11 protein-coding genes and 1 pseudogene are annotated in these 13,680 nt (G+C 32.0%); 10 read left to right on the top strand and 2 right to left on the bottom strand.

Going from position 1 to position 13,680, the window contains the following annotated elements:
• The 3 genes and pseudogenes from ABDZ93_RS05800 to ABDZ93_RS05790 all read left to right on the top strand — a co-directional run.
• Window positions 1–183, top strand: a pseudogene (locus ABDZ93_RS05800) (glycoside hydrolase family protein); the annotation flags it as partial.
• Window positions 184–435: 252 nt separating this feature from the next.
• Window positions 436–588, top strand: a complete 153-nt coding sequence (locus ABDZ93_RS05795; protein ID WP_343824480.1) for a hypothetical protein — start codon at window positions 436–438, stop codon at window positions 586–588.
• Between the two features lie 67 nt (window positions 589–655).
• Window positions 656–916, top strand: coding sequence for a hypothetical protein (locus ABDZ93_RS05790; protein ID WP_343824478.1), 261 nt, complete (start codon window positions 656–658; stop codon window positions 914–916).
• Between the two features lie 594 nt (window positions 917–1,510).
• Here the strand turns inward: ABDZ93_RS05790 and ABDZ93_RS05785 are convergent.
• Complete coding sequence (locus tag ABDZ93_RS05785; protein WP_343824476.1) at window positions 1,511–2,311, bottom strand: MerR family transcriptional regulator; 801 nt, start codon at window positions 2,309–2,311, stop codon at window positions 1,511–1,513.
• Between the two features lie 108 nt (window positions 2,312–2,419).
• On the opposite strand from ABDZ93_RS05785, the gene ABDZ93_RS05780 reads away from it, so the two are divergent.
• Together ABDZ93_RS05780 and ABDZ93_RS05775 are read left to right on the top strand one after the other, a co-directional pair.
• The gene (locus ABDZ93_RS05780; RefSeq protein ID WP_343824474.1) at window positions 2,420–4,147 is read left to right on the top strand and encodes an ABC transporter ATP-binding protein; all 1,728 of its coding nucleotides are present in this window, start codon (window positions 2,420–2,422) and stop codon (window positions 4,145–4,147) included.
• Between the two features lie 4 nt (window positions 4,148–4,151).
• Window positions 4,152–5,978 carry an ABC transporter ATP-binding protein gene (locus ABDZ93_RS05775; protein WP_343824472.1) on the top strand — a complete coding sequence of 609 codons (1,827 nt, stop codon included), beginning with the start codon at window positions 4,152–4,154 and terminating at the stop codon, window positions 5,976–5,978.
• A 128-nt stretch (window positions 5,979–6,106) separates the two neighbouring features.
• Here ABDZ93_RS05775 and ABDZ93_RS05770 read toward each other — a convergent pair whose 3' ends face one another.
• Entirely contained in the window at window positions 6,107–6,706 is a 600-nt protein-coding gene (locus tag ABDZ93_RS05770; protein WP_343824470.1) for an aldehyde dehydrogenase family protein, read from the bottom strand.
• A gap of 637 nt (window positions 6,707–7,343) precedes the next feature.
• Between ABDZ93_RS05770 and ABDZ93_RS05765 the strand changes: the two genes are divergently transcribed.
• The 5 genes from ABDZ93_RS05765 to ABDZ93_RS05745 all read left to right on the top strand — a co-directional run bounded on the left by ABDZ93_RS05765 (window position 7,344) and on the right by ABDZ93_RS05745 (window position 13,604).
• Entirely contained in the window at window positions 7,344–8,147 is an 804-nt protein-coding gene (locus tag ABDZ93_RS05765; RefSeq protein ID WP_343824469.1) for a RelA/SpoT domain-containing protein, read from the top strand.
• Between the two features lie 265 nt (window positions 8,148–8,412).
• Window positions 8,413–9,450 (top strand): phosphatase domain-containing putative toxin, encoded by a 1,038-nt coding sequence (locus tag ABDZ93_RS05760; protein ID WP_343824467.1) that lies wholly within the window; start codon window positions 8,413–8,415, stop codon window positions 9,448–9,450.
• 1,370 nt (window positions 9,451–10,820) lie between these two features.
• A complete protein-coding gene (locus tag ABDZ93_RS05755; RefSeq protein WP_343824465.1) occupies window positions 10,821–11,411 on the top strand; it encodes a P-loop nucleotide/nucleoside kinase family protein in 591 nt (196 codons plus the stop codon).
• 93 nt (window positions 11,412–11,504) lie between these two features.
• Complete coding sequence (locus ABDZ93_RS05750) at window positions 11,505–11,642, top strand: hypothetical protein (protein WP_343824463.1); 138 nt, start codon at window positions 11,505–11,507, stop codon at window positions 11,640–11,642.
• Window positions 11,643–11,681: 39 nt separating this feature from the next.
• The gene (locus ABDZ93_RS05745) at window positions 11,682–13,604 is read left to right on the top strand and encodes a S41 family peptidase (protein WP_343824461.1); all 1,923 of its coding nucleotides are present in this window, start codon (window positions 11,682–11,684) and stop codon (window positions 13,602–13,604) included.
• Window positions 13,605–13,680: the final 76 nt, after the last annotated feature.

Raw genomic sequence — 13,680 nt, 5'->3', positions numbered from 1 at the left:
AATTTTTTACCAATGAAAAATTTATTCAATCCTTCAGAAGGTGAAGAGTCTTTTGATAACGGTACTCTATATAAATCAAGTTTAGTAAGATTGAAAAATAGATATTTGCTATATTACTCTGCAAGGAGTAAAGCGGGACAATGGAGAATTGGTTTAGCTGAAGAAAAAGATATTGCACAATGAAAATAAAGAGAGTATTTAAATTCTACAATATAATCACAGTTAACAAATATAAATTGTAAGTATGAGAAAAAGTGGACCAACTTTTATAGTTGATCCACTTTTTTAAAATTTCCACTAGGTGATATTATCTTATTATATATTATGTTCAAATACCAAATTTATGAGTTTAAAGAATATAACATTGGGTTTATGATAGTAATATATATTTATTAATGATGTGAAAAGGATGGGGTTAAATTGTACGTTAAACAATTGTCAGAAAACGAAGAAAAAGCACTAAATCAAAGATTTGAAAAGATAAAAGAATTTCAAGAAAAAGGCATATGCTTCGGATGTTATAACTTTAATACAGGAGATATATTCCCTAACGAGGGTTTAATTTTTTACGAGGACGTGTCAATTTGAAAAATATCCAAGAGCAACTGGGCAGACAATCATTGTATCAAAGGAACATTATGAAGACATTTCTGAAATGCCTCTTGAATTAGGAACATATATATTAAAAATATCAAGTGAAATAATTAAACTTCATAAAGAAATTATTGGTGCAGAAAAAGTATATATGTGTACAATATGTGACGGCAAAAGGAATCATTTACATTTTCAACTTTTCCCTCGATTAAAAGGCGAGCCGAGAGGCTATGGAAATTTTGTCAGAGAGGAAGGAATTATTATGGATTATCGTGAAACAGTAGAGCTTTATAAAAGTAAAATGAAAGAATTTATACTATAAGCTAGGAAGTATAAGAATGCCATTTGTAAAATGCAATCTGCGACACTTCATATTTTATATGAATATAATGCTATATCTTCTAATGTTTTGACCTAATCATAAAAGTGTGAGGAACTTGGTATTTCGCACTTTCTTCTACATAAAATAAATTATATTTTCCAAAGTAAATGGTTTATCTGCTATCCCAAGTAGCATTGCAGGAGTTACTTCCTCCTTCATATATTTTAAGGAACTCGTTATAAAAGGTTCCCTTGATTTACATTTAAAGAAGATTATTAACAAACTGAATTTATCTGATGACTACCCGCTCTAATAATCCTATCTTCTTCAAATCAGGAGTAAAGAGCGACTACGTCCATGAATAAAGATTTCCCATAAAGGACAATGACTTCTACGTATTAAAAATACTGATACTTAGAAGTCTGTTAGTAAGCTTCAGTGGGAGTAAAAACACCTTCTAAAGCAAAGAACCCTGTTTATAAAAGTGTACTTTCCATCTAGGCGCCATAATCTTAGCTATGTCAATGGTTTAAATGGGGTGGAATACCGGAAGTGTGGAAGTTAGGAATCTGGTAAGGAGCATTGAAGAAGAAATCAAATATCATCCACCATAATTTCTATCTTTACACAGTATTGTTGTTCATCCTCAGTGGAAAGTTCATTTAGAGGATATTCCTCATAGGCATGACCACAAATGCGTAGTTTATTTTCTTCTATAAATGTAAATAGCTTTTGATAGAACCTATCTGCTTCTCCATAAGCACATCTGCCATAGATCACTGCATATTTGCCTTCTGGCTTATATGCATTTGGGTCGTTTTCTACTTTAAAATAACATTGTGAAAGTAATAGAGGCTCTCCAGATTGAATATTTTCTTTATATATAATAGTGCCAAGGGGATATCCTAAATCAATTCCATTTTCAGCAGCAAAATCATAAAATGAAATGAAAGAAGCATCTAGATCATCAGTAGAAAGTATTGGTCCTAAAAAAATGGGCTCTTTCTTTTTATATTCTATATTTATGCTGTTCTCCTCATATTTAAGAGCATCCTCTGCCATATCCATGTATAAGTTCATAACCTCAAGCATGCGCTGAAGTTTTTTCATTTCCTTTAATATATGTTTTTTCTGTGATTTAAACAAAGAAAACATCTGCTCAGGAGTACGTCTATCTACATACTTCTTGATTTCTTCTATACCAATACCAAGTTCCCTGAGAGAAACTATTAAATATGAGGTATTAAGCTGCCTTCGAGTATAATATCGATAACCGTTTTCACCACGACATTCTGGAGACAGTAACCCAATTTGATCATAATATCTTAGATTCTCACTTTTAATACCAGTGATACGGGAAAATTCACTGATTGTCATATAAGATTTATACTTCATAAGGACCCCCAAATTTTTAATAAACTATTGACCTTAAAGTCACTTTAAGGTTTATAATACCACTGAACAGGAATTTCTGCAAACTAATTTACATAACGGAGGTACATTATGAAATATTTAAAACTGTTCTTAAAAGAGAGAAAAGGAAAAGTAGCAATAACGTTAATTATGCTTTTAGGACAGGTAGTCGGAACATTACTGATTCCATTTCTAATTGCGGGTATTGTAGACAATGGAATTTTAAAAGGAGATATGACGGAGATTCTTCGTATAGGAGTTCAAATGCTAGTAGTTGTACTAGTGACAACGGTGGCAGCTGTTTTGGGAAGCTACCATTCTGCTGATTTAGCTGCAGTTTTTGGCTATGACATGAGAGATAAAATTTTTCGTAAGAGCCAAGAATTATCTATCCATGAATTTGACACCATTGGTGTTTCTTCTATGATTACACGTACAACTGCGGATATTTCTAATCTACAAATGACTTTTGGCTTGGTCTTGCAATTGATTGTTCCAGCTCCCCTTATTATTGGGGCATCTATTGTTATGACAGCAGATACTAGTTTGGCTCTAGCATTCATACTGATTTTCAGTGTGGTGATATTTATGGTTTTTGCTGGAGTGGTCCTTAAGAAATCAAATTATATTTCTCAGAGGGTTCAAGCTAAATTAGATCGTATTAACCAAGTAATAAGAGAGTCTATCACTGGAATCCGTGTTATACGTGCTTTTGGAAATGAGAAATACGAGGAAGGTAGAGCTGGTAAAGCCTTTGAGAATTATGCTACAGATATGATAAAACTAAACAAGCTATTTGCTGTGTTGAATCCTATCATATGGCTAATTATTGGTTTGTCCGTGGCGATCATAGTTTGGTTAGGAGGACTACTTTCTATGAAAGGTGCTATGGAAATCGGACAAATCACTGCAGTTACGGAATACTCTATTATTACATTGAGCTATCTAATCATGGCTACAACAACAAGTGTTACCCTTCCTAAAATGTACTCATGTCTAAATCGTATTGAAGAGGTATTAGATATTAATCCAGAAATTCAGGATTTAAACAAAAATTTAGGAGGCGTAAGAGGAAATGCACCGGTGGTGGAATTTGAAAATGTATCCTTCTTTTATCATGGAGCAGAGGAGCCTGTTATAAAAAAACTATCATTCTGTTGCAACGTAGGACAGACCACGGCCATCATTGGAAGTACCGGTTCTGGTAAGAGTACTATCGCTAATCTTATTCTTCGACTACATGACATAGATGAGGGTGAGATTAGGCTCAAGGGTTTGGATATACGAAACTTATCGCAACAAGAATTAAGGGACAGTATTGGTTCTGTTCCTCAGAAGGCTTTCTTATTCAGTGGGACAATCGAGGACAACCTTAGAATGGGTTATAAAGCTGCAACTAAGGAAGATATGATAAGGGCATTAAGTATTTCTCAAGCAGATTCTTTTGTAGAGAAATTACCTCTTGGATTAGGCTCTCCAGTTGCCCAAGGTGGCTCTAACTTTTCAGGTGGACAGAAACAGCGTTTGGCCATTGCAAGGGCTCTTATAAAAAAGGTTCCAGTATATATTTTTGACGATAGCTTTTCTGCTCTAGACTTAAAAACCGATGCTGCACTGCGCAAATCACTGAAAGAAAATATGACTGACGCAGTTAAGATTATAATTGCCCAGAGGGTAAGCACCATTATGGATGCAGACCAAATCCTTGTACTGGATGAGGGAAAACTAGTGGGAATTGGAAAACATGATACTCTAATGAAAAACTGTTCTGTATATCGGGCAATTGCTAAAAGTCAGATGAATCTAAAGGAGGCTTGATTTCATGAAGAAGGATAAGAAAAAAAACAGTGACACATTGTCATTCAGTGAGGATATCCCTCAAAATACAAAAAAGACTATTAAGAGATTAATGAGCCACTTGGCACCACAGAAGAAAAAGTTAATGATTGTTGGAGTATCAGCATTAATCAGCAGTTCAGCCTATGCAGCTATGCCCCTTATGGTTGGAGTAGCCATTGATAATCTAGTAAATGTAATCCGTAGCTTTGATGGTTCTGTAAGTGTTCTATCTGCGGTGACAAATGCACTAGCTATACCAGTTTTACTTTTAATATTAGCTTCCATTGCTAGCAGTTTACTTTCTTATATGCAGCAGTACATCATAGCTAGCATCGGTGAAAACTTAACCTTATCTCTGCGCCAGGATATCAGCGAGAAAATCAATAAACTACCATTACGTTACTTTGATTCACATAAAACAGGAGATGTTATGAGTAGAGTAACAAATGATCTTGAAAAAGTATCCATGGTGATGCAGGTGGGCTTCATGCAGTTTATATCTTCTTGCTTTACAATTATACTCACCATTATTGCCATGGTTATCTTAAATCCAAAGTTAGCTCTTTTGGTTCTTATATTTGTTAGTATCAGTGCTATTGCAACAAATTTTGTATCCCAATTGAGTCAGCGTTATTATGCAGAGAATTTTGATGCCATGGGTGCCTTAAGCGGAAAAATTGAAGAAGTATATTCAGGTAATCGCATTATCAAGGTATTTAATCAACAATCTGATGTTATTGAAGAGATTTCTCAGTTAAATCACAAGCAGTTTGAAGCAAATAGAAAGGCACAGTTCGTTGATTTTGCTATATATCCAACCATAAGGCTTTTGAATCAATTAGGTTTCGTTGCAACAGCTATTGTAGGAGGAATCATGACACTTAGTGGACAGATTTCCTTAGGTGGGATTCAGGCATTTTTACAATATGTAAATCAAGTTTCTGAGCCTGTTACTCAGGCTGCTTATGTTATTATGTCTCTACAGTCTGCTATAGCCGGAGCTGAGAGAGTTTTTGAACTATTAGATGAAGAGGAAGAGATTACAGACAACGCATCTAGTACATTCCCAATATCTAATGGCAGAGTGACTTTTGAGAATGTAAAGTTTGGATACACACCAGAGAGAACTTTAATAAAGAACTTGAATTTGGAAGTAAAGCCTAATGAAATGGTAGCCATTGTTGGTCCAACAGGTGGAGGAAAAACTACATTAATTAACCTGATCATGCGTTTTTATGAGTTGAATGGTGGCTTAATATCCATTGATGGGGTTAATATTACTGAGATTTCTCGTAGTACATTGCGTCGACAAATTGGTATGGTACTTCAAGACACATGGCTATTTGAAGGCACAATAGCTGAGAATATTGCTTATGGTAAGATGGATGCTACACGAGAGGAGAGTGTAGCTGCTGCCAAAGCAGCCTGCTGCGACCATTTTATTCGTACACTTCCACAAGGATATGATACTATAATCTCTAGTGAGACATCTAATGTATCTCAAGGACAGATGCAACTTTTAACTATTGCTCGTGCCATGATGACTAATCCTACAATTATGATATTGGATGAAGCAACTTCCAGCGTAGATACAAGAACAGAAGTAGAACTTCAAAAAGCTTTAACAAAGCTTATGAAGGATAAAACAAGCTTTGTCATAGCTCACAGATTGTCAACTATCCAAAATGCAGATATGATTTTGGTTGTAAAGGATGGAGATATTGTGGAGAGAGGAAATCATGAGAATCTTCTAGCACAAAATGGGTTCTATGCTTCTCTTTATTACAGTCAGTTTGAAGTGGCCAATTAAATATTAACTTTTTTGTTATTGATAGATTTGTAGACAAATCAAGTATAGAAGCAATTTAAAAGAGTGGCTATGCATAGTATATAAATCAATATGCATAGCCACTCTTTTATTAATTATTTTCAAATACCTTATATGCTTATAAAATCAAGACCAAAGTAAGATTCATCTTCTGGTTTAGATTTTTCAGGTTGTGTATCTGACATATATGGAGATTCGAAGTTAGTAGGTTGACATAGAGTTTCCTTTATAGTTCTAGGTGATACCCATCTAAGCAGGTTAAGATGACTACCAGCTTTATCATTAGTTCCAGATGCTCTAGCACCACCAAATGGTTGCTGACCAACAACAGCTCTAGTTGGTTTATCATTGATATAGAAGTTACCCGCAGAGTTTCTTAGTTTGTAAAGCATGTGTTCTATATTATAGCGATTATTAGAGAAGATAGCCCCTGTAAGTCCATAGACAGATGTTGTATCACAAAGGTCTAAGGTTTTTTCCATTTCTGTAGCTTTGTGATAACGAGCTAGCACATGACCTTTTTCATGAGGAATAATAAACTCTTCAGTGATATTTGTGAAAACTTCCTTTCCATCTATAATTAAAGAAATATCTGTTTGGGTATTGTATAGCTTGTCTAACGCGGTTTTTAATTCTAGTCTTTCAGATGTACCAGTAACATAACTCTTTATAGGCTCATTTGTAGGCTTATTTATTTTGTAATTATACAACCTCCATTTAATAAAAAATAGGTCTTGTGACCTTTGGCTACAATAGATAATTACACGTTGATGTAATAATTCTATAAATATGCAATAAAAATTGAAAATCATAACGAGTATATTAGATATATAATAATTATTAGACCTTTGATTCATTAAATCATATGAATCAAATTAATATATTAGAACAAGATGTTGTGGAAAAAATTAACCTATATTCTTTAAGCTTGCATATAGTGTGCAGGAGTAAAATTTTTAGTAATTAATTGATATCTTTTATAATTTTGCGTTACAATAAGGTATCTGAAAATAAATAACAAGTCAAAGGTGAGAAGTATATTTTGAGTTAGGCAAGGAAACAAGGTTCCGCAGATAGTAGCACTATCTAAGGGTTCTGTTGACGCAGTATAAACAGAGTTCTTTGCTTCAGAGGGAGGTTTTTACTCCTACTGAAGCTTAGAAATCGTTATCTAGGGTCGTAGCCGCTCTTTACTCCCACTTTGAAGAAGATGGGAGTATTAGAGCGGGTAGTCATCAGATAACACAAAATAGACGAGCATTCTGACTTATTTATTTTTTGAAGATGCATAAGTTTAAAATATATTTACTATGGACAAAATAAGTAAAACTAGAGGTGGCAAAGTTTATGGTTTTAGATAAAGAAACTTTTTTAAGTAAATATCATCTTAAGGAAGAGGAGATTATAAAGAGTGGAATAGTTTGGGACACTCTAGAAGAAATATATAAGGATTTCAATATTTATAAAGAGACTTATGAGACACAAGCAGAATTTATAGCAAATACTCTTAGGGCACATAAGAAAATACATACGGTAAAATCTAGAGTAAAGGACTCTGAAAGGCTTATTGAAAAGATTATTAGAAAGACAACCGATAGAAAATCAAAGTATGGAGAGAATTTTCAATTTTCCGTTTCTAACTATAAAGAAGAAATAAATGATTTGATAGGTATTCGAGCCATACATATTTTCAAGGATGATTGGGAAGATATACATAATTTTATTCTATGTACTTGGAAGGTTGTTGAGATAACTGCTAATGTTCGAGAAGGCGATGATACAAAAAGATTTGAAGAGTTAAATATACAAATTAATTCTAGAAAATCAGGATACCGTTCTGTCCATTATCTTATAGAATTTTTTCCAACTAATCAAAAGGTCATAGCAGAAATTCAAGTAAGAACTATATTTGAAGAAGGCTATGGAGAGATTGACCATCAACTTAGATATTCTCACAAAGAGATTCCAGAGGTTTTATCATCAAACCTTTTGTTATTTAACCGTATAGCAGGAAGTTCCGATGAGATGGCATCCTTTATAAATATGCTAAGCAAAAACTTGATGGAAATGGAACAAAAGTATGAAAAGATAATAGCGCTTAAGGATAAAGAGATTGAGTATTTAAAAAGGCAGGTAACGAAAAATAAATAAATGTTACTCACACATTTTTTCTAGATGTATTAAAGAAAACTAAGGCGTAGAAGATTTAATATATATAATAGTGGATTAAGTAAATGTGGTTTTTTGATGAAGCTGTTTATTTCTTAATGTTTAATTTTGGTGTTGAATATCTATATATTAAATAGTAAAAAATATTAATTCCATAATAAAACCATAAGACTGGTAGAAATAGTTAAGCACAATGTGAGTTAATACCATATAATATAATGTGGAAAATTATTATGGAGAATTATATATGAAACAAAATGAAATAGCTTTAGATCACTTTACAAATTACGATTCAATTGAAGATCGTTTTAGATATGACCATCATTTATGGTATTCTTATTGCCATAAATGTCCCTATCCTTATTATTTATACTATTGCCAATATAAAGCACCTACTTATAGGCATCCATCTTTATATGAATATGGATGGCATATGAATGATGGAATGATACAAGAACCTTATTATGAACCTCGAAATAATAATTTACGCCTTTCTATAAATGCTGATAATGTAAAAAGGCTACCTAGACACTTTCGCAAAACTACTGACTTATCTAATCTTAAAGATTATAGATTTATAAACTTAAATGGATTAGCTAATTTAAATGCATCTGCTAGTGGACAATTTTCAGAAAATGGTCTTATATTAGCTAAACAATCCATAGGCAATGCTATGCCAATAATTATAGTTGACTTAAGACAAGAATCACATGGATTTATCAACGGTGTAGCGGTAAGTTGGGTAGATGACCATAACAAGGCCAATAAAGGCTTGACTAAAGAAGAAGTTTTATATGATGAAAATACAAGATTACAAAGCATCTCATTAAACAAACCAATATATATTGGTGATAAAACATTAATACCTAAAAAAATTGAAAATGAAAAAAAATTAGTTCAAAGCCATCGTATGTCATATATGCGTATACCAGTAACAGATAAAGAAATCCCTAATAATGACATGGTTGATTATTTTATAGAATTCGTTAATTCATTGCTTCCAAATACCTGGCTACATTTTCATTGCAAAGCTGGGGTAGGAAGAACAACTACTTTTATTGTAATGTATGATATGATGAAAAACGCTAAAAATGTCAGTCTCCAAGATATAATGCATAGGCAGGTCTTACTAGGAGGAAAGAACCTACTTAGGGAGGAACAGCTCCCAATGAATCGCTCCGAGAAAAGAGCTAAATTAATAAAAAGATTTTATAGGTATTGTTTTGAAAATAATGACAACTTTAAAACTACATGGTCACAATGGATTAGGCAACATAGAAATTAAACATCACCTATCAGGTTTAGAAAATACTATCTTAGGGCTGTTTTTGATGCAGAAGAAGAAGTGTGAATACCGTAATAAAGTTTTAAAATATATAAATGAATATAAATAAATATGACTGAATTAAATAAGAAGATAGTTGGCAAAAGCCTTCTTATTTAACTTTATATGAAAAAAATATCGTTTATAATTGATACAGAGAACCGTATCATAAATAAAGTAGACTTTCTTTGAAATCCTTGATTTAACTGATGTTCAGATGAGTTATAAATAATAAGATTGTATTCTATACTAAACAATTAGAAAAATTTTGATATAATATAAATAGTAATTAAAGAAAATAAAAATAGGGTGCTGCGAACACCCTATAGTATATAATTCTAGTTGCTTAGGCAACTGGTGTCACTAAAATTTAGTTATAAAAAATAGTAGCAACCAATTGCGACATGGGGCTACTATTTTTGAGATTTTTTCTATAAGTAACACTATTAATGTTAATAGTAATATTAAGAATAAACCACCTTGAATTGTCTATGAATTACATCTAAATCATTCATATTTAATAAGCGAAATCTCATAATTATTCATCTTATAATCCAGTAATAAATTTAGGTATAATATATGGAATTTTAAAACAAGATGAAGGAAATTGAAAAATAAATAATAAAGTTTATGAACAATTGCTATATAACCATATGATGAAGTTTATAAGAAAGAGAAGCTTACCATCAATGTACAAATACAATAATAGACAATTGGTGATAACCAGCATAATCTATATCAGATTTCCTTTACGATATCTTTTAAATATAAATTAAGAGGGCTTTTTTACAAGCAATTAAAAAAAATAATACATTATAAACATCATACCAAACATAGCCTAAATAAAAGTAATTGGAAGTGTGAAAAAGGGGGACCAACTGCTACAGTTAGTCCCCTTTTTCTTACCACTACACCAGGTGATGCTACTTGAAATATCTACTGGAGACAATGGAATTTTAAAAGTTAAAATTAAATTATTTTTTAAAAATTAAGTGTATATATTTATTCGATGGCTACTCGCTCTAATACGCCCATCTTCTTCAAAGTGGGAGTAAAGAGCGGCTACACCCATGGATAACGATTTCCTCTAAAGGACAACAAATTCTTAGTATCAAAAATACTGATACTAAGAATTCTGTTAGTAAGCTTTAGTGGGAGTGAAAACCCCATCTGAAGCAAAAAACTCTGTTTACAGTCATCATTATATTAAAAATAACTATTTAAATTCGTGGGGCTGTTGCACTAAGTGCAACAGCCCTTGTAATATTGTGTAAAATGATGTAATATATCCAATAAAGTTAAAGTTTAGATTAATAGGGAGGATATACATGATGAAAGATAGATTTATTATAGTGATTTATGGACCCTGTGGAGCTGGAAAGACAACAATGGGGAGAAAAATTTCTACTAGATTAGATATACCTCTTATCAGCAGAGATGACATTAAAGAATTATTATTTGATGACCTAGGGTGGAGTGACCGAGAGTGGTGCTATAAACTAGGCCGTGCAAGCTATTCTCTATTATACTTTTTTACCGAAAAGTTATTATCTACTGGGAGAACTTTTATAATTGAAAGTAATTTTATAAACGAAAATCTAAAAGACATGTGTGAAAAATATAATTATAAACTTATATTAATTAAGTGCTATGCAGATAAAGAAATCTTGTTTGAAAGAGCCATAAAACGAGATGAATCTGGAGAAAGACATCCAGGTCACATTTATCCAACAAATTATTCTGAATATAAAAATATGCTAATTGAAAATTACGATGAATCTATTTATGATCCTATTGAAGATTCTTATATTATTGAAGCTAATTGGAACATAATTAAGGTTGATACTACTTCTTTTAGTAATAACATATATGATACAATCATTAATACAATTATTAAAATAGGTAATGAAAATCAAGTCTAAAAATATGCTATACCTATAGGTGAAAGTAAAGAGATATATTGAAATTTTTGTGAAATTGAGACAACTCCTTATGGATTATTTGCAAACATTTACATGAGAATTTTTGCTGATTCAGATGAATCTATTGTTAATTTAGATAAAACAAAAAAATCAACAAAGGTTGATAATTTTTGGACATTCAATTTGATAAAAGATATTGAGAAAGATTTATTATATCATGGTTATAGTTAAAAATAAAATTTGACAATACTAAAAAAGTAGGTGGAAAGTATGAAAAAAAGAGAAGTTAAAATGAATGTATTTAGTAAAAGAATAATAATTAGTTTTATATTTATAGTTATGGCTCTAACATTTACATCTTGTACCAATTCGGATAAAACTGAAGAAAAGGATCTTAAAAGATGCCAAGATACAGAGTTTGCATCAGATAGTGGAGTTAGAATAGTAAGTTTAAGTGAAGTCCAACAGAAGAATTTGCATACTTTAGCAAAGGTCTGGGGATTTACTAAATATCGTCATCCAGACATTACAGCGGGAAATATTAATTGGGATTCAGAATTATTTAGAGTTATGCCAAAGGTACTTGAGGCAACCACCACGGAAGAAGCTGGAGATATCATGGCTACATGGTTAAATCAGTTTCCATTTGAGGTTAATACACTTAGTAAAGAACAAGATGCTCTATATAATCAAATAGAAGAGAAGGCATACTTAGATGTAGAATTCTCATGGACAAAGAATAAACAAGTTCTTGGAAATAACCTTGCTAACTATCTTGAAAATTTATCAAGAGTAAAAGTAACTGATAATGATAATGGATATGCTGTTTTTGAAGGAGGGCATATTGTTGATGTATCTTCAGATTCTCTTATGGAGAATTCTATTAAGTATGAAGACACAGGAATGAGATTACTTGGATTGTTTCGTTATTGGAATATTATAGAATATTTCTATCCATATAAAAATCTCATGGATGAAGATTGGGATCAAGTACTTTATGACAAGATTCCTGAGTTAGCACTTCAAAGTGATAAGGAATCATATGTATTATCTATTGCAAATCTTACCACATATATTCATGACTCTCATGGAGGTTTTAATGATAACTTTATGGTGCTACCACAACACTTTGGAGCATACAAAGCAAAAGCGTCAATAGTTAATATAGATGGTCAGATTGTCATTGATGGCAGGGAAGATAAGTCACCTTTAAAGCTAGGAGATATTGTGGTAGCTATGGATGGAACTCCTATAGAAAAGATAATAGAGGAGTGCAACAAATATATATCAGTATCAGATAAAAATCGTTTTACAAATGCTTTTGACTATTATCTTTTGCGCTCTACAAAAGAAATAGCTGAAATAGAGGTAATAAGAAATGGTGAAAAGTTAAGATTGAATGTTCCATGCTATTATAATAGCAATTATGATGTAAAAAAACTGGGTCAATATGAGAAAAGTGGCTTCATGGGAGACAAGAAAATAGGTTTTATTAATGTAGCTACACTTGGAAGTGGAGATTTAGATAAATTAATGAAAAAATTTCAAGGGACAGAAGGGTTGATTATTGATTTGCGATACGATAATGCAAAAATGAGTGGATATATGAAACTTATTAATTATCCTATAGGTGAATATATAAAACCTAAAGTTTCTGAATATGAACAATTTTATTCAAGTAATAGTTTCGAACCAGGGAAATTTATCAAATCAACCATTAAAAGTTCAGGGAAAGGATTCATAGAGGAACAATTGGACGAAGATTTTGATTCAATTACATTTAGTGATTCAATTACATTTAGCAAAATATTTGATAACGGCATTATTAGAACCTTATCAGGTAAAGTAAAAAATAGATATCAATATAATGGTAAGGTAATCATACTGATGAATGAATGTACGCAAAGCTACTTGGAAACAATGGCTATGTCTTTTATGGATGCACCAAATGCAACGGTAATAGGAACTCCTTCAGCAGGAGCTAATGGCGATGTTATGGAAATTACACTTCCAGGGTGTATAAAGACACGTATATCAGGACAAGGAATAACATATATGGATGGAAGTCAGACACAAAGAATAGGTCTTAAACCTGATATAACTGTAAAACAAACCGTGAAAGGAATTGCAGAGGGTAGGGATGAGGTTATAGAAAAAGCAATAGATTTAATCACGAAACCAGAGAGTGAGTAGCAATACTACAAAATAAGTAAGGACAGGTGAAATAACATTGATGAACTATACAAATAAACAATAGACTAGGCTATAA

Origin of the sequence: Clostridium subterminale (assembly GCF_039521425.1) — a bacterium.
GTDB classification, from domain to species: Bacteria; Bacillota; Clostridia; order Clostridiales; family Clostridiaceae; genus Clostridium_J; species Clostridium_J subterminale.
Note: the sequence above shows the minus strand (reverse complement) of the source record. Positions and strands in the feature narration are given on the sequence as shown.